The 24,060-nt window shown below is 72.1% G+C and carries 27 protein-coding genes; 20 read left to right on the top strand and 7 right to left on the bottom strand.

Annotated elements, in window-relative coordinates; genetic code table 11:
• Positions 1-12: 12 nt before the first annotated feature.
• The gene (locus OG867_RS30850; RefSeq protein ID WP_365677897.1) at positions 13-93 is read right to left on the bottom strand and encodes a putative leader peptide; all 81 of its coding nucleotides are present in this window, start codon (positions 91-93) and stop codon (positions 13-15) included.
• Positions 86-769, bottom strand: coding sequence for a response regulator transcription factor (locus tag OG867_RS30845; RefSeq protein ID WP_406291237.1), 684 nt, complete (start codon positions 767-769; stop codon positions 86-88). Before OG867_RS30845 ends, OG867_RS30850 begins: the two co-directional genes overlap by 8 nt.
• 359 nt (positions 770-1,128) lie before the next feature.
• Between OG867_RS30845 and OG867_RS30840 the strand changes: the two genes are divergently transcribed.
• The 13 genes from OG867_RS30840 to OG867_RS30780 all read left to right on the top strand — a co-directional run bounded on the left by OG867_RS30840 (position 1,129) and on the right by OG867_RS30780 (position 13,378).
• Positions 1,129-2,592 carry an FAD-dependent monooxygenase gene (locus tag OG867_RS30840; RefSeq protein ID WP_406290379.1) on the top strand — a complete coding sequence of 488 codons (1,464 nt, stop codon included), beginning with the start codon at positions 1,129-1,131 and terminating at the stop codon, positions 2,590-2,592.
• A gap of 26 nt (positions 2,593-2,618) precedes the next feature.
• Positions 2,619-2,945 (top strand): TcmI family type II polyketide cyclase, encoded by a 327-nt coding sequence (locus OG867_RS30835; RefSeq protein WP_406290376.1) that lies wholly within the window; start codon positions 2,619-2,621, stop codon positions 2,943-2,945.
• Positions 2,942-4,231: a beta-ketoacyl-[acyl-carrier-protein] synthase family protein gene (locus tag OG867_RS30830; RefSeq protein ID WP_406290374.1), complete on the top strand. Its 1,290-nt coding sequence runs from the start codon at positions 2,942-2,944 to the stop codon at positions 4,229-4,231. The genes OG867_RS30835 and OG867_RS30830 overlap by 4 nt, the downstream gene beginning before the upstream one ends.
• Complete coding sequence (locus tag OG867_RS30825) at positions 4,228-5,454, top strand: ketosynthase chain-length factor (RefSeq protein WP_406290371.1); 1,227 nt, start codon at positions 4,228-4,230, stop codon at positions 5,452-5,454. The genes OG867_RS30830 and OG867_RS30825 overlap by 4 nt, the downstream gene beginning before the upstream one ends.
• Before the next feature lie 113 nt (positions 5,455-5,567).
• Positions 5,568-5,849 carry an acyl carrier protein gene (locus OG867_RS30820; RefSeq protein ID WP_406291234.1) on the top strand — a complete coding sequence of 94 codons (282 nt, stop codon included), beginning with the start codon at positions 5,568-5,570 and terminating at the stop codon, positions 5,847-5,849.
• Positions 5,850-5,858: 9 nt separating this feature from the next.
• On the top strand, positions 5,859-6,644 hold the full coding sequence (gene fabG / locus OG867_RS30815) for a 3-oxoacyl-ACP reductase FabG (protein ID WP_406290368.1): 786 nt from the start codon (positions 5,859-5,861) through the stop codon (positions 6,642-6,644).
• Positions 6,645-6,682: 38 nt separating this feature from the next.
• Positions 6,683-7,621 (top strand): aromatase/cyclase, encoded by a 939-nt coding sequence (locus tag OG867_RS30810; RefSeq protein WP_406290366.1) that lies wholly within the window; start codon positions 6,683-6,685, stop codon positions 7,619-7,621.
• Positions 7,618-8,802 (top strand): FAD-dependent monooxygenase, encoded by a 1,185-nt coding sequence (locus tag OG867_RS30805; protein WP_406290363.1) that lies wholly within the window; start codon positions 7,618-7,620, stop codon positions 8,800-8,802. Before OG867_RS30810 ends, OG867_RS30805 begins: the two co-directional genes overlap by 4 nt.
• 2 nt (positions 8,803-8,804) lie before the next feature.
• Positions 8,805-9,575 (top strand): SDR family NAD(P)-dependent oxidoreductase, encoded by a 771-nt coding sequence (locus OG867_RS30800; protein WP_406290360.1) that lies wholly within the window; start codon positions 8,805-8,807, stop codon positions 9,573-9,575.
• Between the two features lie 43 nt (positions 9,576-9,618).
• Positions 9,619-10,584: an LLM class flavin-dependent oxidoreductase gene (locus OG867_RS30795; RefSeq protein ID WP_406290358.1), complete on the top strand. Its 966-nt coding sequence runs from the start codon at positions 9,619-9,621 to the stop codon at positions 10,582-10,584.
• Entirely contained in the window at positions 10,581-11,819 is a 1,239-nt protein-coding gene (locus OG867_RS30790; RefSeq protein WP_406290356.1) for an MFS transporter, read from the top strand. The genes OG867_RS30795 and OG867_RS30790 overlap by 4 nt, the downstream gene beginning before the upstream one ends.
• 51 nt (positions 11,820-11,870) lie before the next feature.
• Positions 11,871-12,542, top strand: coding sequence for a hypothetical protein (locus tag OG867_RS30785; RefSeq protein WP_406290354.1), 672 nt, complete (start codon positions 11,871-11,873; stop codon positions 12,540-12,542).
• Complete coding sequence (locus tag OG867_RS30780; RefSeq protein ID WP_406290352.1) at positions 12,539-13,378, top strand: SDR family oxidoreductase; 840 nt, start codon at positions 12,539-12,541, stop codon at positions 13,376-13,378. Before OG867_RS30785 ends, OG867_RS30780 begins: the two co-directional genes overlap by 4 nt.
• Positions 13,379-13,441: 63 nt before the next feature.
• Here the strand turns inward: OG867_RS30780 and OG867_RS30775 are convergent, their stop codons facing one another.
• From OG867_RS30775 to OG867_RS30765, 3 genes are all read right to left on the bottom strand, one after another.
• The gene (locus OG867_RS30775) at positions 13,442-14,665 is read right to left on the bottom strand and encodes a cytochrome P450 (protein ID WP_406290348.1); all 1,224 of its coding nucleotides are present in this window, start codon (positions 14,663-14,665) and stop codon (positions 13,442-13,444) included.
• Between the two features lie 187 nt (positions 14,666-14,852).
• Entirely contained in the window at positions 14,853-15,569 is a 717-nt protein-coding gene (locus tag OG867_RS30770) for a response regulator transcription factor (RefSeq protein ID WP_406290345.1), read from the bottom strand.
• Between the two features lie 123 nt (positions 15,570-15,692).
• Positions 15,693-16,376, bottom strand: coding sequence for a TetR/AcrR family transcriptional regulator (locus OG867_RS30765; protein WP_406290343.1), 684 nt, complete (start codon positions 16,374-16,376; stop codon positions 15,693-15,695).
• A 138-nt stretch (positions 16,377-16,514) separates the two neighbouring features.
• On the opposite strand from OG867_RS30765, the gene OG867_RS30760 reads away from it, so the two are divergent.
• The 3 genes from OG867_RS30760 (at position 16,515) to OG867_RS30750 (ending at position 19,610) form a co-directional block, all read left to right on the top strand.
• Positions 16,515-18,014, top strand: a complete 1,500-nt coding sequence (locus OG867_RS30760; RefSeq protein WP_406290339.1) for a DHA2 family efflux MFS transporter permease subunit — start codon at positions 16,515-16,517, stop codon at positions 18,012-18,014.
• A complete protein-coding gene (locus OG867_RS30755; protein WP_406290337.1) occupies positions 18,011-18,838 on the top strand; it encodes an SDR family NAD(P)-dependent oxidoreductase in 828 nt (275 codons plus the stop codon). The genes OG867_RS30760 and OG867_RS30755 overlap by 4 nt, the downstream gene beginning before the upstream one ends.
• A gap of 118 nt (positions 18,839-18,956) precedes the next feature.
• Positions 18,957-19,610: a hypothetical protein gene (locus OG867_RS30750; RefSeq protein ID WP_406290335.1), complete on the top strand. Its 654-nt coding sequence runs from the start codon at positions 18,957-18,959 to the stop codon at positions 19,608-19,610.
• 135 nt (positions 19,611-19,745) lie between these two features.
• Here the strand turns inward: OG867_RS30750 and OG867_RS30745 are convergent, their stop codons facing one another.
• The gene (locus tag OG867_RS30745; protein ID WP_406290333.1) at positions 19,746-21,017 is read right to left on the bottom strand and encodes an MFS transporter; all 1,272 of its coding nucleotides are present in this window, start codon (positions 21,015-21,017) and stop codon (positions 19,746-19,748) included.
• Between the two features lie 154 nt (positions 21,018-21,171).
• Here OG867_RS30745 and OG867_RS30740 point away from each other — a divergent pair, with 154 nt between their 5' ends.
• The 4 genes from OG867_RS30740 (at position 21,172) to OG867_RS30725 (ending at position 23,281) form a co-directional block, all read left to right on the top strand.
• Positions 21,172-21,711, top strand: a complete 540-nt coding sequence (locus OG867_RS30740; protein WP_328898688.1) for a CGNR zinc finger domain-containing protein — start codon at positions 21,172-21,174, stop codon at positions 21,709-21,711.
• 69 nt (positions 21,712-21,780) lie between these two features.
• A complete protein-coding gene (locus tag OG867_RS30735; protein ID WP_406290331.1) occupies positions 21,781-22,269 on the top strand; it encodes a helix-turn-helix domain-containing protein in 489 nt (162 codons plus the stop codon).
• Between the two features lie 5 nt (positions 22,270-22,274).
• Positions 22,275-22,928 (top strand): glyoxalase, encoded by a 654-nt coding sequence (locus tag OG867_RS30730; protein ID WP_406290329.1) that lies wholly within the window; start codon positions 22,275-22,277, stop codon positions 22,926-22,928.
• 98 nt (positions 22,929-23,026) lie between these two features.
• On the top strand, positions 23,027-23,281 hold the full coding sequence (locus OG867_RS30725; protein WP_406290327.1) for a DUF6332 family protein: 255 nt from the start codon (positions 23,027-23,029) through the stop codon (positions 23,279-23,281).
• Between the two features lie 11 nt (positions 23,282-23,292).
• Here OG867_RS30725 and OG867_RS30720 read toward each other — a convergent pair whose 3' ends face one another.
• Positions 23,293-23,940, bottom strand: a complete 648-nt coding sequence (locus tag OG867_RS30720; RefSeq protein WP_406291231.1) for a TetR/AcrR family transcriptional regulator — start codon at positions 23,938-23,940, stop codon at positions 23,293-23,295.
• Between the last annotated feature and the right edge of the window lie 120 nt (positions 23,941-24,060).

The following is a 24,060-nucleotide window of genomic DNA, read 5'->3' as shown; positions in this document are numbered from 1 at the left end:
CGGGAGGTGGGGTCAGTGCCCCGGACAGAGGAAGCCGGCGAGGCGTTGCAGATCGATGTGCCGACGGGTCGTCAGCGGTACCCGCTCAGACACGGCCCATCCTGAAGCCGACACCGCGGACGGTGATGATCCAGTCGGGTGAGCCGAGTTTGGAGCGGACCGCGCTCACATGGGTGTCGATCGTCCGGCTGGCCCGGCCGCCGGGGACATGACGCCCCGGGAACCCCCACACCGCGGTCATCAGCGAGGCCCTGGAGTGCACGGTGTGCGGCTCCGACGCGAGCCGGTGGAGCAGGTCGAACTCCTTGAGGGTGAGGCCGATCAGCCGGCCGTTGAGCCGCACCTCACGCGTCTCCGGATCGATGCACAGCGAACCGTGCGCGATCGCCTCCGCCCGCGTACTCCGTGCCGTCACCGGGCGGGACCGCCGGAGTACGGCGTCGATGCGGGCGAGGAGCTCACGGAACCCGTACGGCTTCGCCATGCAGTCGTCGCAGCCCGCCTGCAGACACAGGATGCGGTCGAGTTTCATCCCGGCATCCGTGAAAGCGATGACAGGAATATCGCTGTTCGCCCGGACGGCCCGGCAGACCTCCAGGCCATCGATGTCGGGAAGGAGGAGATCGATCAGAAAAAGGTCGAACTTCTCGTGCTTTTCCAGAGCTTCGGTGCCCGTCGTGCAGATCTCCACGTCGTACCCGTGACGCTTCAGCTGGGTACTCAACGTGTTTCCGTTCGACCTGTCGGAATCAACGACCAGGACGCGCATCAATTCCCCCGTTCCATGGTGCGGGCGCAGCACCGAAGTTACGGGCCTCAGGCTAGACACCCGGCCGTGCACCTGACTGTGAGCGGGGTCACAGGAAGCGGTCCGAGGGGGTGTCCTGCGCCTTCCTCAACAGGGATTTGTACTTCCCCTGACATTTCCTTGGCGCCCGGCGCGCAGTCGACCCGGCGCCCAGCTTTTCCCGGCCTCGGGAATGTCGGACATCCGCTCCGGCGACTTGACGATCGCTTGACATCTCCTTGCGCAGGACCTTGACGTTTCCGCCTTGAAAACAAAAAGTGCGACGGCCGAGGATGTTCCACGTCAGCAGGAATCGAACGGACCTTCAGTCGGGAGACTCCATGGATGCTTCGGTCATCATTGTCGGAGCGGGACCGGCAGGACTCGTACTCGCCGGCGAATTACGTCTGGCCGGAATCGATGTGATCGTGGTCGAACGCCTTTCCCGGCGTACCGGGGAATCGCGGGGACTGGGTTTCACCATCCGTACGACGGAAAGTCTCGACCAGCGTGGCCTGTTGTCCCGGTTCGGCGAACTCGACACCAGCACCCGGGGCCACTTCGGCGGCATCCCGCTGGACCTGGCCGTTCTCGGCGGCGCGCATCCCGCCGCCCGCGGCATCCCGCAGTCCGTCACCGAGACGGTCCTGGAGAGCTGGGCGCGGGAACTGGGCGCCGACATCAGGCGCGGCCATGAGTTCCTGTCGCTCCAGGACACCGGCGACGCGGTCTCCGTACGCGTCAGGGCGGGCGACCGGGAAACCACGCTCACCGCGCGCTATCTCGTCGCGGCGGACGGCGGACGCAGCGCGGTCCGCAAAGCAGCCGGTTTCGACTTCCCCGGCACCGAGGCCACCACGGAGCTGCTTCTCGCCGACATCAGGGGCGTGGACGTGGATCCCCGGGCGACCGGGCAGAGCCTCGCCGGCGGGATGGTCATGGCCGCCCCACTGGGCGACGGGCTGCACCGCGTCATCGTGGGCGAGCGCGGTGCCCTGCCGGAGCGGCGCACCGGGCCGCCCTCCTTCCACGAGGTCGCCGACGTGTGGAAGCGGCTCACGGGCGGCGACATCTCGGGGGCCGAGGCCGTGTGGGTGTCCGCGTTCACCGACGCCACCCGGCAGGCGTCCGAGTACCGGCGGGGCCGCGTCCTGCTGACCGGGGACGCGGCCCACATCCACCTGCCGGCCGGCGGACAGGGCATGAACACCTCCATCCAGGACTCGTTCAACCTCGGCTGGAAGCTCGCCGCCGTCCTGCGCGGGACGGCTCCCGCCACCCTGCTCGACACCTATCACGCGGAACGCCACCGGGTGGGGCGGCAGCTCCTGGCCAACACCCGCGCACAGAGCCTCCTCATCCTCGGCGGCGACGACGTGCAACCGCTGCGGGACGTCCTGTCCGAACTCCTCCCGTACGAGGAGGTGGCCCGCCACCTCGCCGCCAAGGTGAGCGGGACCGACATCCGGTACGACGTCGGCACGGGCTCGCATCCGTTGCTCGGCGCCCGCCTGCCCCGTCTGGAACTGACCACCCGGGCCGGCCGCACCAGCTCCACCGCCCTGCTCCGCTCCGGCCGCGGGGTGTTGCTCGACCTCACGGACAACCCCTGGCCACGCCGCAGGGCCGCCCGCTGGCGGGACCGGATCGACGTGGTCACCGGCGCCCCGCACGGCTCCGTGCCCGCCGGGCTCGCCGGCACCACCGCGGTCCTGCTCCGCCCGGACGGCTACGTCGCCTGGGCCGCCCCCGGCAGCCACCACGACCTGCCCACCGCGCTGGACCGCTGGTTCGGACCGGCCTGACCCCGACCGCTCTCAGAGAGGCCACCATGCACAGCAACCTCATCGTCGCCCGGATGGAGATCGGAAGCGCCGTCGAAGTCGCCCGTCTCTTCGGCGAGTTCGACACCACCGACATGCCCCACCGGATGGGCACCCGCCGCCGCCAGCTGTTCGCGTACCGCGGGCTCTACTTCCACCTGCAGGACTTCGACGGCGAGGACGGCGGCGAGCGCATCGAGGCCGCCAAGTCGGACAGCCGGTTCATCGGCATCAGCGACGACCTCAAGCCCCACATCGCGGCCTACGACCCCGCCACCTGGCGCTCGCCGGCCGATGCCCTGGCCCAGCGCTTCTACCATTGGAGCGCCACGTGACCGCCACCCCGCCCGGGCAGGAACGCCGTGTCGTCATCACCGGGGTGGGCGTCACCGCTCCCGGCGCCCTCGGCACCAAGGACTTCTGGCGGCTGATCTCCGACGGCCGGACCGCGACGCGGCGTATCTCCCTCTTCGACCCCTCGCCGTTCCGCTCCCAGGTCGCGGCGGAGGTCGACTTCGACCCGGAGCTCGCCGGTCTCGGCCCGCAGGAGGTCCGGCGGATGGACCGGGCCGCCCAGTTCGCCGTCGTCACCGCCCGCGAGGCCGTCCACGACAGCGGGCTCGACTTCACGGCTCTGGACGCCGTGCGCACCGGGGTCACCATCGGCAGCGCCGTCGGCGCCACCACCGGCCTCGACCAGGAGTACCGCACGGTCAGCGACGGCGGCAGGCTCGACCTGGTCGACCACCGCTACGCCGTGCCGCACCTCTACAACTTCCTGGTCCCGAGCTCCTTCGCCACGGAGGTCGCCTGGGCCGTCGGCGCCGAGGGCCCGGGCACGGTCGTCTCCACCGGATGCACCTCCGGCCTCGACGCCGTCGGCCATGCCGCCGGCGTCATCAGGGACGGTCTCGCCGACGTGATGGTGGCCGGTGCCACCGACGCCCCCATCTCCCCCATCACGGTGGCCTGCTTCGACGCCATCAAGGCCACCACCCCCCGCAACGACGACCCCGAACACGCTTCCCGTCCCTTCGACTCCAGCCGCAACGGTTTCGTCCTCGGTGAGGGCGCCGCCGTCTTCGTCCTGGAGGAGCTTTCCGGCGCACGGCGGCGAGGGGCCCACATCTATGCCGAGGTGGCGGGCTACGCCACCCGGTCCAACGCCTTCCACATGACCGGGCTGCGGCCCGACGGCAAGGAGATGGCCGAGGCGATCCGGGTGGCCCTGGACGAGGCACGACTGGACGCCGAGGACATCGACTACATCAACGCCCACGGTTCCGGTACGAAGCAGAACGACCGCCATGAGACCGCGGCGTTCAAGCGGAGCCTCGGCGAGCACGCCTACCGGACTCCGGTCTCCTCCATCAAGTCGATGGTCGGCCACTCGCTCGGTGCCATCGGATCGATCGAGGTCGCCGCGTCCGTGCTCGCGATGGAGCACCACGTCGTCCCGCCCACGGCCAACCTCCACAACCCCGACCCCGAATGCGACCTCGACTACGTGCCCCTGACCGCCCGCGACCGGCGGACCGACGCGGTGCTGTCCGTCGGCAGCGGCTTCGGCGGCTTCCAGAGCGCGGTCGTCCTCGCCCGCCCCGATCGGAGCACCCGATGAGCGCCCGGACGGTCATCACCGGAATCGGCGTCGCCGCCCCCAACGGACTCGGCCTGGAAGCCTACTGGCGGGCCACCCTCGCGGGGCGGCGGGCCATCGCCCCGCTGACCCGGTTCGACCCCACGTCCTACCCCTCCCGGCTGGCCGGCGAGATCAGCGGCTTCGAAGCCGCCGAACTGCTGCCGGGACGGCTCCTGCCGCAGACCGACCGGATGACGCGGATCTCGCTCGTCGGAGCCGACTGGGCCCTGGCGGACGCGGACGTCACCCCCGCCGATCTGCCCGACTACGACGTCGGCGTGATCACCGCCGGCCACTCGGGCGGCTTCGAGTTCGGCCAGAACGAGCTCAAGGCCCTGTGGAGCAAGGGCGGCACCCACGTCTCGGCCTACCAGTCGTTCGCCTGGTTCTACGCGGTCAACAGCGGGCAGATCTCCATCCGCACCGGTGCCCGGGGACCGAGCAGCGTCGTCGTCAGCGACCAGGCCGGCGGCCTCGACGCCCTCGCCCAGGCCCGGCGCCAGGTCCGTAAGGGGACCCCCGTCCTCATCACCGGCGCCGTGGACGCCTCCCTGTGCTCCTGGGGGTGGGTGGCGCAGATCGCCGGCGGCCGGCTCACCACCTCCGACAACCCCGAGCGCGCCTACCTCCCCTTCGACAGCGAAGCCTCCGGACACGTGCCGGGCGAGGGGGGTGCCATCCTCGTGGTCGAGGACGCCGAGCACGCCCGCCGCCGGGGCGCCCCCCGGGTGTACGGGGAGATCACCGGCCACGCCGCCACGATGGACCCGCGGCCCGGCAGCAGACGGGCACCCGGACTCCAGCGCGCGATCGAACTGGCCCTGGCCGACGCCGGAAGCGAACCGGCCGACATCGACGTCGTGTTCGCCGACGCCGCCGCGGTGCCGGAACTCGACCGGGCGGAGGCCGAGGCCCTCACCCACGTCTTCGGGCCGCGCGGGGTGCCGGTCACCGCCCCCAAGACGATGACCGGGCGGCTGTACTCCGGCGCGGCGCCGCTCGATGTCGCCACCGCCCTGCTCTCCCTGCGGGGCGGCGTCATCCCGCCGACCGTCGGTTCCACCCCCGCGGAGGGGTACGAGATCGACCTCGTCGGGCCCGACCCCCGCCCCGCCGCGCTGCGCACCGCGCTGGTCCTGGCCCGTGGACAGGGCGGCTTCAACTCCGCCCTCGTCGTGCGCCGCGCCGGCGAACCGGGGTGACACGCCCGTACACCGCGACTCCCACGCCCCCGACGACCGGCCCGCCCGCGGGCGCGCGCCGCGCCACCGTCCGTAACACCTCCCACGCCCTCCACTCCACGAAAGGCTTCGCCATGTCCGTGCCCGGCACCCACACCGTCTTCGTCCTGGACGACCTGCGCCGCATCCTCCGGGAGGCCGCCGGCGCCGAGGAGGGGGTCGACCTCGACGCCGACATCCTCGACACCACCTTCGACGCCCTCGGCTACGAGTCGCTCGCCCTGCTGGAGACGGGCGGCCGGATCGAGCGGGAGTACGGCATCACGCTGGACGACGACGCCCTGACCGACGCCGACACCCCCCGCGCGCTGATCGACGTGGTCAACGCGCAGCTGACCGCGACCCGCACCGCCTGAGGAGACCTCATGAGCCAGCACACGGGCCCCGTGGCCCTCGTCACCGGCGCCACCAGCGGCATCGGCCTCGCCGTCGCCCGGCTGCTCGCCGGCCAGGGCCACCGGGTCTTCATCGGAGCCCGTAACGGTGACAACGTCGCCGCCACCGTCAAGGAACTGCGGGCGGAGGGGCTGGACGTCGACGGCAGCACCCTGGACGTCCGGTCCGCCGACGACGTGCGCACGTTCGTCGGAGCCGCCGTGGACCGCTACGGCACGGTCGACGTCCTCGTCAACAACGCCGGCCGGAGCGGCGGAGGCGTGACCGCGGACATCGCCGACGACCTCTGGGACGACGTCATCGACACCAACCTCACCAGCGTCTTCCGCGTCACCCGGGAAGTCCTGAACACCGGTGGCCTGCGGCAGAAGGAACGGGGCCGGATCATCAACATCGCCTCCACCGCGGGCAAGCAGGGCGTCGTCCTCGGCGCCCCCTACTCGGCCTCCAAGCACGGAGTGGTCGGCTTCACCAAGGCGCTCGGCAACGAACTGGCGCCGACCGGGATCACGGTCAACGCCGTCTGCCCCGGGTATGTGGAGACGCCGATGGCCCAGCGCGTGCGCGAGGGCTACGCGGCCGCCTACGACACCACCGAGGACGCGGTCCTGGAGAGGTTCAACGCCAAGATCCCGCTCGGACGCTACTCCACCCCCGAGGAGGTCGCCGGACTCGTCGGCTATCTGGTGTCCGACACCGCCGCCTCCATCACCGCGCAGGCCCTCAACGTCTGCGGCGGCCTCGGAAACTTCTGACGCCTTATCACATCATTTCACCCACAGGAGACTTCACCATGACGACCCGCGAGGTCGAGCACGAAATCACTGTCCGAGCCGCCGCCTCCGAGGTCTACCGGCTGCTCGCCGAGGTCGAGAACTGGCCCCGCCTCTTCCCGCCCTCCGTCTACGTGGAGCAGCTGGAGGCCGACGGCGACCGGGAGCGCATACGGATCTGGGCCACCGCCAACGGCGAGGCCAAGAGCTGGACCTCCATCCGGGTCCTCGACCCCGAGGGCCTGCGGATCCGCTTCTGGCAGGAGATTCCCGCCCATCCCGTCGCCGAGATGACCGGGACGTGGATCATCGAGCCGCTCGCCGAGGGCGAGACCCGCGTCCGCCTCCTCCACGAGTACCGGGCCGTGGACGACGACCCGGAGAAGCTGGTCTGGATCGACCAGGCCGTCGACCGCAACAGCCGGGCCGAGCTGCCCGGGCTGAAGGCAAACCTCGAACTGGGTGCCACGGACGCCGAACTGTCCCTCTCCTTCGAGGACTCCGTGCGCGTCGAGGGCTCCGCCAAGGACGTGTACGACTTCCTCAACGAGGCCACGCTCTGGTCCGAGCGGCTCCCGCACGTCGCCGGGGTCCGGCTCACGGAGGAAACCCCCGGCCTCCAGATCCTGCGGCTCGACACCCGTACCAACGACGGGTCGACCCACACCACCGAGTCCGTCCGGGTCTGCTTCCCGTACCGCCGGATCGCGTACAAGCAGACGACGCTGCCCGGACTGCTCACCCTGCACACCGGCTACTGGCAGCTCGACGAGGACGCCGACGGAGTCACCACCGCCACCTCCCAGCACACCGTCGTCCTGAACGCGGAGAGGATCACCGAGATCCTCGGCGAGGACGCCGGTGTCCCCGAGGCCCGCGCCTTCATCCGCGACGCCCTCGGCGGCAACAGCCGCGCCACGCTGGGCCACGCCAAGCAGTACGCGGAAGACCGGCGTTGACCGGGCCGGCGGCCGAGGTCCCGGCGGCCGACGTGGTCGTGGTCGGCGCCGGGCCCGTCGGGCTCCTCCTCGCCGGAGAACTGCGCCTGGGCGGTGCCCGGGTGACCGTCCTGGAGCGGCTCCTCGAACCCGCCACGGAGTCCCGGGCGTCCACCCTGCACAGCCGCACCCTGGAGATCCTGGAGGACCGCGGCGTGCTGCGGCGCCTGGGCGCCCTGCCGGACGGCGGGCCCGGCCATTTCGGCGGGCTCCGCCTCGATCTCGCCGAAGCGGAGCCCGGCCACCCGCACGCCGGACAGTGGAAGTGCCCCCAGACCCGGTTGGAGGCCGTCCTGCAGCTCTGGGCCACCGGCCTCGGGGCCCACGTCCGGCGCGGACACCGGGTCACGGGGCTCACCGTCCATCCCCACCGCGTGGAGGTCGCCCACAACGGCGCCGACGGCACCGCGCACAGCACCACGGCCGCGTTCGTCGTCGGCTGCGACGGCGAGCACAGCACGGTCCGGCGGCTCGGCGGCTTCGAACTCAGCGGCGAGGACGGGACGCTGGAGATGCTGCGGGCCGACGTGGCCGGCATCGCCGTACCCGACCGCCGCTTCGAACGTCACCCGCACGGGCTGGCCACCGCGCACCGCTGGCCCGACGGCTCCACCCGGGTGATGGTCCACCTCTTCGGTGCGCCACCGGCCCGGCGCACCGGTCCGCCGTCCTTCGCGGAGGTCACCGCCGCCTGGGCCGAGGTCACCGGCGAGGACATCGGTCACGGCACGCCGTTGTGGCTGAACGCGTTCGACAACACCAGCCGGCAGGTCACCGCCTACCGGCGCGGCCGGGTCCTGCTCGCCGGTGACGCCGCCCACGTCCAGATGCCGGTGGGCGGCCAGGCGCTCAACCTGGGCCTCCAGGACGCCGCCGCCCTCGGTCCCCGCCTCGCCGCCCGCGTCACCGGCCGCGCCGACGACGACGAGCTCGACGCGTACCACCGCGAACGGCACCCGGTGACCGCCCACGCCCTCACCGGAATCCGGGCCCAGGCACGGCTGCTGCTCGGCGGCCCCGAGGTGGACGGCGTGCGTGAGGTCATCGCCGGACTCCTGCGCCTGGGCACCGTACGCCGTCATCTCGCCCGGGTCGTCACCGGGCTCGACACCCCCCGACCGCCCGCATCCACAGGGAGCTGACCATGAGCAACAGGCTCGAAGGAAAGACCGCACTCGTCACCGGGTCGAGCCGGGGCATCGGACGCGCCATCGCGATCCGGCTGGCCCGCGAGGGCGCCCTCGTCGCCGTCCACTACGCGCACGACCGGAAGTCGGCCGACGCGACCCTGGCGACCATCGAGGCGGAGGGCGGCCACGGCTTCACCGTCCGCGCCGAACTCGGCGCCCCGGGCGACGTCCACGAACTCTTCCTCGGCCTGGAACGCGGGCTGAAGGAGCGGACCGGCGAGACCACCCTCGACATCCTCGTCAACAACGCGGGTGAGACCACCCAGAACGGCGTCGCCCCCGAGGACGTCACCCCGGAGCAGTTCGACCGCCTCTTCGCCGTCAACGCCAGGGCGCCCTACTTCCTGGTGCAGCGCGCCCTGCCGTCGATTCCCGAGGGGGGCAGGATCGTCAACATCTCCTCGGGCCTGACCCGGGTCGCCAACCCCGAGCAGGTGGCGTACGCCATGACCAAGGGAGCCATCGAGCAGCTCACCCTTCACCTGGCACGGCAGCTCGCCCCTCGCGGCATCACCATCAACAGCGTGGCGCCCGGGATCACCGACAACGGGAGTCCCGTCTTCGACATCCCGGAAGCGGTGGCGGAGATGGCCAAGCTGTCCGCCTTCCAGCGCGTGGGAGAGGCCGGGGACGTCGCCGACGTCGTCACCTTCCTCGCCACCGACGAGGCCCGCTGGATCACCGGCTCCTTCGTCGACGCCACCGGCGGCACCCTCCTCGGCTGAGGGGTGTCCTGCCGCCCGTCCCCCCTTTCGAAAGGCATCTGTCATGGACGTCGGACTCCTCTTCGACCTGCGCAACCCCGACCAGTGGCACCGGCCCTGGGCAGACCACTACGCGCGGACCCTGGAGTTCTGCGAGGAAGCGGACCACCGGGGCGTGGGCGGTCTGTGGTTCACCGAACACCACCGCTTCGAGGACGGCTACCTGCCCCAGCCGCTCACCTTCGCGGCGGCCGTCGCCGCACGCACCCGCCGCGCGCGCATCGGCACCTCCGTCGTCCTGCCGGCGCTGCACCACCCCGTCGACATCGCCGAACAGGCCGCGATCGTGGACCTGTTGAGCGGCGGCCGGCTCGAACTGGGCCTCGGCGCCGGCTACCGAGTCCCCGAGTACGCGCTCTTCGACGCCGACTTCGGTCATCGTTTCGCACGGACCGAGGAACGCATGAGGGAGATCCTCCGGCTCTGGCGCGAGCGGGAGATCACTCCCCTGCCGATCCAGGACCCGCCACCGGTGTGGGGCGGCTTCTACGGGCCGCGGGGCGCCCGGCTGGCCGGCCGGCTGGGCATCGGGCTGCTGCACATCTCACGCGAACGCTTCGGGCAGTACCGCGAGGGACTGATCGAAGGCGGCCACGACCCGGAGACCGCTCGCGTGAGCGACCTGCTCCCCCTCCTGCTCTCCCGGGACCCGGAGGCCGCCTGGCACCGCATCGGCCCCCACCTGGTCCACCAGGTGAACTCCTACCGTCAGGGGGCCCTCCAGGGAACCGCTTTCGACGGCCCGCCGCCCCTGACCCTCGATGATCTGCGCGACCCTGACGCCGAGGACCGGCGCGGACTGCTCGACATCCTCACCCCCGAGGACGCCGCCGTCCGCATCAAGGAGCTGACCGCGGGCCTGCCCGTGAAGCACCTCATCTTCTGGGCGAGCATCGCCGGCATGCCGGACGACCTGGTCGCCGAGAACCTGGAGCTGGTCACCGAACAGCTGCCGCGCCTCCTGCCGTGACCACGACCGAACGCGCTTCCGCCGGGCACACGTGGGCCCTGCTCCTCGTCCTCTCCGGCAACATGGTGCTGGACGCGACGGAGGTGTCGCTCGTCCTGGTCGCCCTGCCGGCCATCGGGAACGACCTGGGCCTGTCGCTGCTGACCGTGCAAGGGCTCATGAGCGGCTTCGCCCTCGGGTTCGCGGCCCTGCTGACCACCGGGCCCCGGCTCGCCGCCCGGTTCGGCAGGCGGCGCGTCTACTTCGCCGCGATGCTCGGCTTCGCGCTCGCGTCGGTCGCGGGCGGGCTGGCGGACGGGCCCGCCCTGCTCATCGCGACCCGGGTGGTCAAGGGCGCGTGCGCCGCCCTCACGGCGCCGATGGGGCTCGCCATCATCGGCACGGCCTACCCCGAGGGGCCGGAGCGGCGCCGTGCTGTCTCGGTGTATTCCGCCTTCGGGGCCGCGGGGTTCACGGCCGGGCTCCTCGTGTCCGGAGCGCTCCTGGAAGCGGGGTGGCGCTGGATCTTCCTCCTGCCGGCCCCCGTCACGCTCGTCCTCCTGCTGTGGGGGCTGCGGCTCGTCCCCCACGAGGCGACCGTCCGGCCGCCGGCCTCGGCCTCGGACCGCGCCGGGCCCCCCGCGCCGGGGCCGTCGGGGCGCGACCGCGTACTGCTGCGCACCGGTCTGGGGGCGGCCACGCTGAACGGCACGTACCAGGGGCTGCTGTTCCTGCTCACCTTCCAGATGCAGGGCCGGCTCGCCCTGTCGCCCTGGACGAGTGCGCTGGCGCTGCTGCCCGCCTGCGTGCCGCTCGCCGTGTCCGTGCCGTTCGCCGGCTCCCTGGTCCGTCGCCACGGAACGGGCCGGCTGATCGCGCTGGGCGCCGCGGCGCCGCTGCTGGGATACCTGCTCGCCGTGTGGCGGCCCCCCTCGGACGCGTACCTCACCCGCACGCTGCCGGTGCTGCTCCTCGTCGGCGCGGGGTTCGTGCTGTCCTTCGCCGCGCTCAACATGCGGGCCGCCGGGTCCGTACCGCCGTCGCGACGCGCCACGGCGATCCCGCTTTACCAGATGGCCGTGCAACTCGGCGCGGTCCTGCTCCTCCCGCTCACCGCCTGGCTCCTGACCGCCTCCGACGACCGGCGCCCGGCCCTCGCCGTGCTGGCCGTCGCAGCGGCCGCGGGCCTGGCCGCCGCTCTTCCCGGACTCCGCGACGGACGTCCCGGCCCACCCTCACGTAAGGAACCCGCATGACCTGCTCCGCACCACCGCTCCCGCTCACCGTCACCATCTCCGCGCAGCCCCATGGGCACTGAGCCCCGGGCCGCCGCCCGCCGCGGCCCCGACCTCGCGCGCCCGGACGCCACCTCGGTCCACATCACCCACTGGCATGCCCCCGGACGTGACGCCGCCCGCGCCCTGCTGGACGAGGTGTCCGACCGGTGGGTCGGAGCCGTGTGGCCCGACGGCCTGCTCTCGTTCCACGCCTATCTGGATACGGGCGGCGACACCGTCCTCACCTACGTCCAGGCCGCGCGGCCCACCGCCCACCACGACCTCGTCCGGACGCTTCGGGGGCCGGCGGCGGCCGCGGCCGTCTCGTACCGGCTGCACACCAGCGTCGTCCTGGACGGCACCGGAGCACCACCCCCCGGAGCCGTCGTCGTCGCCACCTTCGACGTCGACGGAGCCGACGCGCAGGAGCGGATCATCGGGTCCGTGGCGCGCGCCGTCACCGACGCACCGGCGGAGCAGCGCGAAGGCATGCTCAGCGCCCACTTCCACGCGAGCACGGACGGCAGCCGGGTCCTCAACTACGCGGAGTGGACCAGTGACGAGGCACACTCGGCCTTCCTGGAGGGCGCGGCCCGCGCGGCCACCCTCCGGGCCACCGGTGCCACCCCCGGCGTACGCCCCATCGGTTTCCGCCGCTTCCACCTCCACCACGGCATCACCCCCGACAGGAGCGACACATGACCATCCTGGTGACCGGAGCGCGCGGCCGGGTCGGCGCCGCCGTCGTACGCGAACTCCTCGCCGCCGGCGAGAAGGTGCGGGCCGCGAGCGCGGACCCGGCGTCCCTGACGGCACTGCCCGACGAGGTGGAGCGGGTGCGGCTCGACCTGGCCTCACCGCGGGACCTGCCCGAGGCCCTCCACGGTGTGCGGAAGATCTTCCTGTACGCCCAGCCGGCCGGCGCCACGCGTCTGACCGAGGCCGCGGCGGCGGCCGGAGTCGGGCACATCGTGCTGCTCTCCTCTCTCGCCATCGAAAGCCAGGGGGCGGACACGAGTCCGATCGCGCAGCAGCACCTGCTCGTGGAGGACGTACTGCGGGCCTCGGGGATCGGCTGGACGTTCGTCCGGGCCGGCGGGTTCGCCACCAACGCCCTCCAGTGGGCGCCGGACATAAGGGAGGGACGTCCGCTGCGGCTCGCCTATCCCGAATCCCACAGCGAGCCGATCCACGAGTCGGACATCGCAGCCGTCGCGGTGCGCGCGCTCCTGGACGAGGCCCACCGGGGTGCCACTCTGCGTATCACCGGCCCCCAGTCCCTCTCGGCGCGGCGGCAGGCGGAGCTCGTGGCGGCGGCAGCGGGCCGGGACGTCCTGGTCCGGCTGATCACGCCCGAGGAGTACCAAAAGCAGCTCACCGCCTTCGTGCCCGAACCGGTCGCCGCCACCCTCGTCGCGTACCAGGCGGCGCGGGACGGCCGGCCGCAGCGGACGTACGACGGCGTGGCGGCCGTGCTGGGCCGCCCGGCGTTCCCCTTCGCGCAGTGGGCGGAGGAGAACGCCGAAGCCTTCCGCTGAACCGGCCGCGGCCCACGTGTGAGCGGCGCCCCCGCGGGGGCGCCGCTCACGGCCGTCCCGGTGCTACCACTCGACGGGCAGGCGCGTGACACCCCGCATCACCCGGTTGGTGTTCCACTCCACCTCGTCGGCCGGCACCGCGAGCCGCAGCCCCGGCAGCCGCCGTGCCAGGGTCGCGATGACCGTCTGCAGTTCGAGCCGGGCGAGCGGGGCCGCGGGGCAGTGGTGCGCCCCGTGCCCGAACGCCACGTGCGGGTTGGTCTCCCGGTGGAAGTCCAGCTCCTCCGGGTTCTCGAACACGGCCCCGTCACGGTTGGCGGAGTCGGTCTGCGCGACCACCGCGTCACCGGCGCGCACCCGTTGGCCGGCGAGCTCGAAGTCCTCCACGGCGATCCGGGAGAACGGCGCCACGCTGGTGGCCAGGGGGGTGTACCGCAGCAGTTCCTCGACCGCAGCGGGAACCAGCGCCGGGTCCTGGACCAGGGACTCCCACAGCGGGGGCCGGGAGAGCAGGGTGTAGAGGAAGTTGCCGGTCTGGTTGGCGGTCGTCTCGTGCCCCGCCGTGAGGAGATCCACGGCGAACACGCCGAGTTCGCTCTCGGTCAGCCGGTCGCCACCCTCGCGCGAGGTGACCAGACGGCTGAGCAGATCGTCGCCGGGCTCGGCGATCCGGCGCGCGATCAGCTCCCGCAGGTAGCCGTCGAGGCTGTCCCGCGCCGCCTGGATGGTCGCGGGCTCGGCGACCGTCAGCGCCATCATCGCGTCGGTCCACTCGCGGAACCGGCCGCGGTCCTCCTCCGGGATGCCGAAGGTCTCGCAGATGACCGTGATGCCCATGGGCCAGGCCAGCCCGGTGGCCAGGTCGGCGGGGGGACCCGACTCCTCCAGGGCGTCCACGAGGGAGTCGATGACCGCCTGCACCCGCGGCCGGACGGCGGCCACCTGCCGTGCGGTGAACGCCTTCGCGGCGAGCCGGCGCAGTCGCGTGTGCTCCGGCGGGTCCATGCTGAGGAGGGAATCGGCCTGCTGGATCAGCGGACTGGACCGGGGGACGTCCTTGCCGACGGCGGCAGCCCTGCTCAGCCGGGAGTCGGAGAGCGCGGCGCGCACGTCCGCGTACCGGGTCACCAGCCAGGCGTCCCCGCCGTGCGGCATCGTGACCCGTGTGACGGGCTCCTCGCTCCGCAGCCTGGCGTAGGCCGGATCGAGTTCGAGGCGCTCGGAGGTGAAGCCGGAGGCGTGATAGGGGCAGGAGGAGAGGGAATTCCCGGAATCGGTCGTCGTCATCGGATGGTCTCCGTCTGTGAGGTGAACCGGTGCGCGAACCCTGCCGACTCTAGATTCCGCCGTTTTCCGTCCCGGTCAGCCGGTTCATCACATCTCGACAATTCGTTGTCAGGAAAAGGAAAACCGGCGGGGCAGGGAGCGGTGACGGGCCGACGGGTCACGGAATCCGCCGGCCCACCACGGGATGTCACTCGTGTCCGACCCTGAACCCCACGCCGCGCACGGTCCTTATCCAGCTGCTCCGGCCCAACTTGCTGCGCAGGGAGCTGACATGGGTGTCGACGGTGCGCGTCGCCCGGGACCCGAGCACGTGCGGCATCGGGTCCTCCCAGATCTCGGTCATCAGCCGTTGCCGGCTGACCACGCTCTCGGAGTGCCGGGCGAGATAGTAGAGCAGGTCGAATTCCTTGCGGGTGAGGTCGACGGGACTTCCGCGCAACAGGACCTCGCGGGACGCGGCATTGATGCGCAGCGTTCCGATCGAGAGGACCGTCAGGGACTCCCGTAATCCCGGCCGGGCGTGCCTGCGCCTGGTGACGGCCTCGATGCGCGCCACCAGTTCGCGGAATTCGTAGGGTTTGTCGAGGCAGTCGTCCGCGCCGGTCCGCAGGGCCAGGACGCGGTCGAGTTCGCTGCCGCTGTCCGTGAACGTGATGACCGGTGTCTCCGCGTCCTCGCGGATGCGCCGGCAGACTTCCAGGCCGTCGATGTCGGGCAGGTCGAGGTCGAGCAGGACGAAGTCCGCACCACGATGTGCGTCCAGTGCCGCCGTGCCACTGCTGACGGAGGCGACGCCGTACCCGTGGCGTTCCAGTGCCCGGGTCAGTTCGCCGTCGCTGTTGTGTGAGTCCTCCACCACGAGAATCTGCACGATGTCTCCCTTGATCCGATCGGGTGCGCGCACGCAGACGATGTTCTCCGCGCGGCCCGGGATCCGATGGCACGTGTCGAGGGTCTTAAAGAAGCGTTCACGGACGTTCACGACCGCTTCGCGTACGACCGCCCGAACCTGCCAGTACGTGTCAACTCATGAACTTTGAACGGGATGTGACACCCCGTAAGCTCCCAGGAAGGCGTGGACCGCCGAGCGTGCCACCTGCCGGACCTCCGCCTCCGGCACGACTCGGGTGCCGAGCCGGGACCGGGCCTCCATCGGACCGGTCAGCAGGGCGAGGAAGTGCTCGGCCGCCTCCCCCGGATCGCAGGACCTCAGCCGGCCGGACAGGGCGAGCCGGGCCAGCCGGTCGGCCAGCGCCTCCTTGAGCCGGCTCGCCCCACGCCCCCAGACGATCTCCAGCAGATCGGGGAACTGGCCGATCTCCGCGTAGAGCAGGCGCCGCAGCGCCCAGGACTGCTCGTTGCAACATCGCAGCAGCAAGCGGTACGCCAGGTCTTCGAGCCGGGCGGACTCCTCGCCCTCCCGCACCTCGGCACCCGCACCGACCTCGGCGGTGAACAGATCGACGACGGCGAGGTTCTGCGCCATCACGTCGTCGGCCGCGGCCTCCATCGCGCTGCGGAAGACGTTCTGCTTGTCGCCGAGGTGGTTGTACACCGTGTGCTTGGCGACCCCCGCGACCTCGGCGATCTCCTCCATGCAGGCACGGGCGTAGCCCCGTTGGGCGAAGACGGTGAATGCGGCGCCGAGGATCGCTTGCCGCTTGTCGATGCGGCCTCGCGACGGGGCCTTGGGGGTGCTCGTTCCGCTCACTCCGCCATCGTACCCACCGGCGCGCAGAAATGCACCAGCGAGTGCAAGCAACTGCCCCGATGCGTTAAACCCGAACCCGCGAGTGCCCTACTCTGCACTCGCCAGTGCAATTCTCGCTCGATCTCACCGGAGACAGTCATGGCGCATGCACAGGACGAACGTCTGGATCCCGCCCTGCGGCGGCTGATCGGCGTGATCCTGTTGGGCGGGATCATGGGAATCCTCGACGGCTCGATGATCGCCGTCGCGGCCGACACCCTCGCCCGGGACTTCGACACCTCGCTGTCCACCATCAGCTGGGTGTCCACCAGCTATCTGCTCGCGCTCACCGTCTCGATCCCCGTCACCACCTGGGCGGTGGACCGGTTCGGCGGACGCAGGCTGTGGCTGCTCGGCCTCGTCGTCTTCCTCGTCGGCTCGGTGGCCTCCGGCCTCGCCTGGAACGCACCCAGCCTCATCGTCTTCCGCGTCGTGCAGGGCCTGGGGGCCGGCCTGCTCGACCCGCTGATGCTCACGCTGCTCGCCCGCGCCTCCGGGCCCGCCCGTGCCGGACGCGTCATGGGGCTGATGGGGATCGTCGGCTCCAGTGGCCCGGTGTTCGGGCCGGTCGTCGGCGGCATCATCCTCCAGGGCACCGGCTGGCGCTGGATGTTCCTGGTCAACGTCCCCATCGGCCTCGTCGCCCTGGCACTCGCCCTCAGGTTCGTGCCCAAGGACTCCCCCGCCGAAAAATCGGCCGCCGGCAAGCTCGACATCCTCGGCCTGGCCCTGATCGGACCGGGCGTCGCGGCCGGTGTCCTCGCGCTCTCGCAGGCCGCTGAACAGGCCGCGTTCGCCGTCCCGTCGGTGCTGGTGCCCCTGGTGTTCTCCCTCGTACTGCTGGGCGGATACGGGTTCCACGCGCTGCGACGACGCGGCGAGGGTGCGGCCGCGCCCCTCATCGACCTGCGCCTGTTCCAGCGCGGCAGTTTCGCCGCCAGTGTGACGGTCGGCTCGCTCGTCGGCCTCGCCACGTTCGCCAGCCTCTTCGCCCTTCCCCTCTACCACCAGCAGGTCCAGGGAAGGAGCACCTTCGAGGCGGCCCTGCTGCTCGCGCCGCTCGGCATCGGGTCGGCCCTGTCCATGCCGGTCACCGGCCGGCTCTCGGACCGGGTCGGCTCGCGGAGCCTCGTACGGGCGGGCGGCGCTCTCGCGCTGCTGAGCGCGCTGGCCTTCACCCGTATCGGGGCCGACACGTCCGAAGTGTGGCCGGCCGTCGCCGCGTTCGCCATCGGCGTGGGTCTCGGCGCGGTCGGCGCCCCCACGATCGCCTCCCTCTACCGCACCTTGCCCGCGCCCTTGGTGCCGCAGGGGAGCTCGGTGCTCTACATGCTCAACCAACTCGGGGCGTCGATCGGCATCGCCGTCGTGGCGCTCGTGATGCAGACCGCGGGCGACGGGGACCCGGTCCGCGGATTCCACGCCGCGTACTGGACGGTGTCCGTGGTGCTCGTCCTCGTCCTGGGTGCGGCGACCCTGCTGCCGGGCCGCCCCGCGACCGCGCCCTCGGAGGCCCCGCCGTCGGAGCCCCCGCCCGCGGAGGCCCCGTCCGCCGGGATCTCCACCGCATCCGTTCGAACGCTGGGAGAGGGCGAATGAGCACACTGGTCATCGCCGGTGGTACCGACGGCATCGGCAAGGCTCTGGCCGAGCTGTACCTGGGCCGGGGCGACACGGTGGTCGTCATCGGCCGGAACCCCGAGAAGGGCCGCCGGTTCCTCGACGCCGCGGCCGCGGCGGGCGCCGCCGGGCGGGCCTTCTTCATCACGGCCGACCTCAGCCTGCTGACGGAGACCTCCCGTGCCGCCGAGGAGATCCGCGCCGCGTTCCCGACGGTCGACGCGCTGGTGCTCTGCGCCCGCCACTACCGTTTCCGGCGCACGGAGACCGCGGAGGGATACGAGGAGAACTTCGCACTCTTCTACCTGAGCCGCCATGTGCTGGGCCAGGCGCTCGCCGAGCCGCTCTCCCGGGCCCGGCATCCGGTCGTCGTCAACGTGGCCGGTCCGGGCGCCGGGCTCGACCTCGTCCGGTGGGACGATCTCCAGCTCAGCCGCGGCTACCACGGCGGGGCCGCGCTCGGTCACGGCGGGAAGCTCAACGACCTGCTGGGCGTCTCCTACGCCGAGCAGCACGGCCCGGCCGGGATCCGTTACGTGCTGATCCACCCCGGGGTCACGGCGACCGGCTTCTCCGGTGAGTACGACTCCGCGACACTCGCTCACATCCGGTCGATGCAAGCGCACGCGAAACCCGTCGAGGCAGCGTTGCCGCCGATCACCGACGCCATCGACAAACCCCCCGCCGAAGCGCTCAGCGCCTTCGTCGAAGGCCGTCGCATCCCGGTCGGCACCCCCGCCTTCGACCCCGCGGCCGCACGCCGGCTGCGCGGCCTCACCGACCGCCTCCTTGCGGGGAGTTGACACTCCTGACGAAGACCTGAAACGACGGCCCTGGGAATCGGACGACGCCGGACGGAGACTGAGGGGGCGCCCGCACCGCCCCCTCTCCCGCCCCCACCGACTCCCAGGAGCCGCCACCGTGTCCTACGTGTCCGCCGACCCCGTACGGGCCGTCCTCGACGATCCGCGCAGCGCGGCCGTACTCGTCACCACCCTCGCCACCCGCGGACCGGACCACACCCGGCGGACCGCCGAGCGGGCCGTCGCCGACGCGCGCCGCGCACCGTGGCCGCGCGGGCTGCTCTCCCTGACCGTGTACACCAGCGGTGACGACGACTCCGTGCTCACCTACGCCCAGTGGGACACCGAGGACCGGATCCCGGCCACCGGCTCGCCGGACGGCGCGAGCGCCGTCTCCCGGGCGTTCCGGCACTACCGCACGGTCCGCGGCACCGCCGTGCAGGAGCCGGCGCCCGTCCCGGAGTCGTTCCCGGCGGCGTTCTTCCCCACCGAGAACGAGCAGGCCGCCCGCGCCTGGCTCGACGGGCTGCTCGCGGGGGAAGAGCGGACCGAGGGCGACGACCGGGCCTACCCCGGCGCTCTTGCCGCACACCTCCACATCGCCGTGGACGGCGGCCAGGTGCTCAGCTTCTCCGAGTGGGTCGCGGAAGAGCCGGCCGTCGCCCACATCGAGGCGGTGTGGGCCCCGGTGCTCAAGGACTTCGGCGGCACCGGAACCCTCTACCGCCACCACCGCACCCTCCTGCCATCGGACGCCACCGCTCCGCGATGAAACGGCCGCCGCGGGGCGGCGGAACACCTGGTCCTGCCGCGAAACTACGATGACGACGCGGCGGTGCGGACGTCTGCGGCATCGGCATCGGCATCGGCATCGGCATCGGCGAAGGGAAGCGTCTGCCGGGCTTCCTCATCGGCCGACCGGGCCGGCGGGGATCCGGGGCACGTTCCGGATGAACAGCACCGGCGTGACGGCGGTCGCGGCGGCGAAGAGGCCGAACGCGAGGCGCATGCCGCCCAGTTCGGCCACGAGGCCCACCACGGCCGCACCCAGGGGCATCGCGCCGAAGTTGAAGAGGCGGGACGCCGCACCGTAGCGGCCGAGCATCTCGTCCGGCACCCTGCGCTGCGTGAGGGTGCGGGCGTTGACCGACCAGAGGGTGCCGCCCATGCCGCCGAGGAAGGCGCCGGCCGCCACCGCCCAGAGGCTCGTCGTGAGCGCGGGCAGTGCCACCATCGCGAGGGTGCCGATCAGGTCGGCGAACATCGCGCGCCGGGCGCCGAGGACCCGGTTGACCCAGGTCACCGTCAGCGCCCCGGCCAGGCCGCCGACACCGAGGGCGCTGAGCAGGATGCCGTACTCACGGGAGCCGAGCCCCATGGCCCGCTGGGCGTAGAGCGGCATGAGCGCCAGCCAGGCGCCCCAGACGGCGGAGAGCACGGCGACGATCAGGGACAGGGTGCGCAGCAGGCGGTCGTTCCAGAGGAAACGTACGCCCTCGGCGATGCGGCTGTTGACCGATGCCGGGGCCGTGCCCGGGGCGGGTGCGGCGGGGCGGAAGCGGCCCACGAGCAGCAGCAGGGCCAGGGCGGCGAGGGCGTAGGAGGCGCCGGTCACGCCCAGGGCGAGGCCGGTTCCGGCGGCCAGGAGCAGCCCTCCGACGAAGGGCCCGGCGAATTCCTGCCCCACGGTCTCCGCGCCCACCATCCAGGCGTTGGCCCGTTCGCGTCCGGCGGGCGGCACCGCGGCCGGGACCAGGGCGGATGCCGAGGTCGAGGCCGCCACGTCGGCGACGCCGAGGAGCGCGCCGGCGGCGAAGAGCACGGGAAGCGCGACGCCGCCGGTGAGGGCGGCGACGGTGAGCCAGGCCATGGCGGCCACGCGCATGCCGTTCGCCGTCCAGAGCAGCCGGCGGCGGTCGAAGCGGTCGACGAGGACACCGATGTGCAGGGCGATGAGCAGCCACGGCAGCGTGAGGGTCAGGGAGACGGCGGTGACCTGTGCGGGTGAGCCGGTCAGCTGGGCGGCGAGCAGGGGCAGGGCCATCTTCATCACGCCGTCGGCGAGGTTGGTCGCGGCGGTGAAGGCGACCAGGACGGCGGTGTTACGGCGCCCGAGGCGGGTCCGGGTGTCGTGCCGGGCCGTCACGGTGCCCGTTGGTCCGGGCGCTGTTGTGGTCATGGTTGTGTGCATCCCCCTGGTCGTCTCGGCAGCACGCCATATCACCGTCTAATGCGTTAGACGGTGAGTGAACTGTGCCTCACCCCGCCCACACCGCACAACCGGTAAAACCGATAGCCGGTAGAGTGGTGGGGGTGTGAAAGGAGTGACGCTCATGCTGGAGCAGCCGGCCCCGGCCGTCCTGGTCGAAGCCTTCGCCAACACGGTCGATGTGGAGGAGGCGAGCGACGAGATCGCCACCGCCGCCGGGCTGTCCGCCTGGCTCGCCGGGCGCGGTCTGCTCGACGCCCCCGCAGAGCTCTCGGCGGACGTGCACGCCGACTACCTCGCCCTGCGCGCGGGCCTCAGGGAGGAGCTGGGCGCGCACGTGGGCGACGCCCCCGACCCCGCACTGCTCGCCGCCGCCGAGCGGGTGCTCGCCGCGCATCCGGTGCTGGTCACCGCCCGGGGCACGCTCACCGCCGCCCCGGACCTGCCACCGGAGCGGCGGCCCCTGGCCGCCCTGGCCATCGCCTGGAACGAGCTGGTCACCACCGGCGACGCGGCCCGGCTCAAGCGCTGCGCGGAGCACACCTGCGCCTGGGCGTTCTGGGACGTCTCGAAGAACCGCAGCCGCCGCTGGTGCTCGATGAAGGTGTGCGGCAACCGCAGCAAGTCCCGTACCTACGCCACCCGTAAGCGGCAAGCCGTCTGACGGGGCGTCCCGCCGGGCTCATCAGGAATCGAGAAGCGGGGCCGCCGAGGCGTCCCTAGCCTGCTCGACATGGACATCTCACCCGTGCAACACACCCCGGGGAAGCGCCCGGCGGACGTGGCGCGACTGCGCCGCGTCCGCGACCTGATCGACCGGACCTACGCCGCGCCGCTGGACGTGGTGGAGCTCGCGCGCGGGGCGGACATGGCGCCGGGCTGCCTCAGCCGGCGATTCCGGACCGTCTACGGGCAGTCCCCGTACGCCTATCTGACGGCCCGTCGGGTGGACCGCGCGACGCTGTTGCTGCGGGGCGAGCTCGGCGTCGACGCCGTGGGCGCGGCGGTCGGCTGCGCGACACCGAAAATATTCACCGCCCGCTTCACCGAGCTGGTCGGCCTGACGCCGGAGCGCTTCCGCCGCCTGGCGGAAGACGGGGCGGACACCGCCGACGCGGCAACCGCGCGCGGCGTCGAGGGGCTGCCGGCGTGCCTGGCGCAGCGGGTCGCGAGAGCGGTCAGGAATCAAGAAGCCCCGGCACCGGCCCGGCCCCTAACGTGAAGTTCATGGACACCACCACTGACACCAAGCCCGCCGGCTCGCTCTCCTCCGTCACCCTTGAGGTGGCCGACGTCGAGGAGGCCCGCCGCTTCTACGCCGCCTTCGGAGTGGACACGCACATCCGGCTGAGGGCCCGCGAGGCCCAGGACACCGGGTTCCGCGGCTTCACCCTGGCGCTCACCGTGTCCGGACCGGCCACCGTGGACGGCTTCGTGGCCGCCGCGGTCGACGCCGGGGCCACCGTGCTGAAGCCGGCCGCCAAGTCGCTGTGGGGGTACGGCGGCGTCGTACAGGCTCCCGACGGGACGATCTGGAAGATCGCGACCTCGTCGAAGAAGGACACCGGTCCCGCCACCCGCGAGATCGACGAGTTCATCCTGCTGCTCGGCGTGCAGGACGTGAAGGCCACCAAGCAGTTCTACGTGGACCGGGGGCTGGCCGTGGGCAAGAGCTTCGGCGGGAAGTACGCCGAGTTCCTGCCCGGCGAGTCCTCCGCCGTCAAGCTGGCGCTGTACAAGCGGCGCGCCCTCGCCAAGGACCTCGGCGTCCCGGACGACGCGGCCGGCGCCCACCGGATCGTCCTCGGCGGCGCCGCCGGCACCTTCACCGACCCGGACGGCTTCGCCTGGGAGTCCGCCCCCTCCGCCGGCCACGCCTGACCGGCTGGCGCGCGAGGAGAAGGGAGCGGCGGGCCGAGGCCCCGCACTCCCCCGCGGTCAGCCCCTGCCGGGGTTGACCGCGATGTGAGACTTGCGCCATGGACATGGGGCGTGAGTCACGGTGGGAGAAGGACGCGATGACGGTGGAGATCGCCTTCGCCCTGGTGTCGGCCGCCGTGCTGGGGGCGGCCGTCTTCGCGGTGCCCTTCGCCGTCACCCTGGCGTTCGACGTCACCGGACCGGCACGTGACCGCACACTGACCGGAGGTGCGCTGCTCGGAGCGGCGGCCGGGGTGTGGCGCGTGGTGCGGGTGCTGCGCCGGTTCGACGCGGAGCGCCGCAAGGGCCACTGAGCCGTCGAGGCTTACGCTCCGGCCTGCAGGCGCAGGCCGGCCAGGGTCAGGTCCAGCGCGGAGCGGAACTGGTCCACGTCGTCGTGGCCGTCGAACTCGTCAATGATCTCGTGGACGAAGGGATAGTCCTCCGGATCGAGGCCCCGCCAGGCCGTGGCGAAACGGCCGAGGTATTCCTCGCGGTCTACGGCGCCGTCGAGGATCTCCTCCGGCGGCTCCTGCCCCATGTCGACGGCGGAGCCGACCACGACCCCGACGATCGCGGAGACGGCGTGGAACCGCTGACGCGCGTCGAGCTTCAGGCGGAGCGTCTGCCGGCCCAGCGTCTCGTACACGCGCAGGGAATTGCTCTGCACATCGGTGTTCCGCATGAAGTACGCGCCGAGCCAGGGCCTCTCCGCGACCGCGTCGAACAGCGTGACGGCCATCGCGCGGAGGTCGCCGATGGGGTCATCGCCGATCGGAAGCTTCTCGATGTCGGCGAGCACCGTGCCCATCACATGGTCGGTGGCGCGGTCGAGCAGTTCGTCCTTGCTCGCGACATACCAGTAGATGCTGGCGACGCCGCCGCCCAGGCGCTGCGCGAGCGCGCGGAACGTCAGCGCGGGCGCGCCGGCCTCGTCCAGCAGGGCCACCGCCTCGGTGAGCACGGACTCCATCGAGTGCGAAGCCCGGCGGCGTCCCCCGTCGGCCCGGCGCCGCTGCTGTGCCATGGCTTTTCCTCTCGCTCTTTGCATCCTATCGAACGCTGTTCTATCGTAGCTCATCGTACGGCGTTC

Origin of the sequence: Streptomyces sp. NBC_00209 (genome assembly GCF_045206345.1) — a bacterium.
Classification (GTDB): Bacteria; Actinomycetota; Actinomycetes; order Streptomycetales; family Streptomycetaceae; genus Streptomyces.
Note: the sequence above shows the minus strand (reverse complement) of the source record. Positions and strands in the feature narration are given on the sequence as shown.

Excerpts from the sequence above, each read along its gene's own strand:
- OG867_RS30845 (WP_406291237.1), bottom strand. The coding sequence starts at position 769 with ATGCGCGTCCTGGTCGTTGATTCCGACAGGTCGAACGGAAACACGTTG.
- OG867_RS30840 (WP_406290379.1), top strand. The coding sequence starts at position 1,129 with ATGGATGCTTCGGTCATCATTGTCGGAGCGGGACCGGCAGGACTCGTA.
- OG867_RS30835 (WP_406290376.1), top strand. The coding sequence starts at position 2,619 with ATGCACAGCAACCTCATCGTCGCCCGGATGGAGATCGGAAGCGCCGTC.
- OG867_RS30825 (WP_406290371.1), top strand. The coding sequence starts at position 4,228 with ATGAGCGCCCGGACGGTCATCACCGGAATCGGCGTCGCCGCCCCCAAC.
- OG867_RS30820 (WP_406291234.1), top strand. The coding sequence starts at position 5,568 with ATGTCCGTGCCCGGCACCCACACCGTCTTCGTCCTGGACGACCTGCGC.
- fabG (WP_406290368.1), top strand. The coding sequence starts at position 5,859 with ATGAGCCAGCACACGGGCCCCGTGGCCCTCGTCACCGGCGCCACCAGC.
- OG867_RS30810 (WP_406290366.1), top strand. The coding sequence starts at position 6,683 with ATGACGACCCGCGAGGTCGAGCACGAAATCACTGTCCGAGCCGCCGCC.
- OG867_RS30800 (WP_406290360.1), top strand. The coding sequence starts at position 8,805 with ATGAGCAACAGGCTCGAAGGAAAGACCGCACTCGTCACCGGGTCGAGC.
- OG867_RS30795 (WP_406290358.1), top strand. The coding sequence starts at position 9,619 with ATGGACGTCGGACTCCTCTTCGACCTGCGCAACCCCGACCAGTGGCAC.
- OG867_RS30785 (WP_406290354.1), top strand. The coding sequence starts at position 11,871 with ATGGGCACTGAGCCCCGGGCCGCCGCCCGCCGCGGCCCCGACCTCGCG.
- OG867_RS30780 (WP_406290352.1), top strand. The coding sequence starts at position 12,539 with ATGACCATCCTGGTGACCGGAGCGCGCGGCCGGGTCGGCGCCGCCGTC.
- OG867_RS30775 (WP_406290348.1), bottom strand. The coding sequence starts at position 14,665 with ATGACGACGACCGATTCCGGGAATTCCCTCTCCTCCTGCCCCTATCAC.
- OG867_RS30760 (WP_406290339.1), top strand. The coding sequence starts at position 16,515 with ATGGCGCATGCACAGGACGAACGTCTGGATCCCGCCCTGCGGCGGCTG.
- OG867_RS30755 (WP_406290337.1), top strand. The coding sequence starts at position 18,011 with ATGAGCACACTGGTCATCGCCGGTGGTACCGACGGCATCGGCAAGGCT.
- OG867_RS30745 (WP_406290333.1), bottom strand. The coding sequence starts at position 21,017 with ATGACCACAACAGCGCCCGGACCAACGGGCACCGTGACGGCCCGGCAC.
- OG867_RS30740 (WP_328898688.1), top strand. The coding sequence starts at position 21,172 with ATGCTGGAGCAGCCGGCCCCGGCCGTCCTGGTCGAAGCCTTCGCCAAC.
- OG867_RS30735 (WP_406290331.1), top strand. The coding sequence starts at position 21,781 with ATGGACATCTCACCCGTGCAACACACCCCGGGGAAGCGCCCGGCGGAC.
- OG867_RS30730 (WP_406290329.1), top strand. The coding sequence starts at position 22,275 with ATGGACACCACCACTGACACCAAGCCCGCCGGCTCGCTCTCCTCCGTC.
- OG867_RS30725 (WP_406290327.1), top strand. The coding sequence starts at position 23,027 with ATGGACATGGGGCGTGAGTCACGGTGGGAGAAGGACGCGATGACGGTG.
- OG867_RS30720 (WP_406291231.1), bottom strand. The coding sequence starts at position 23,940 with ATGGAGTCCGTGCTCACCGAGGCGGTGGCCCTGCTGGACGAGGCCGGC.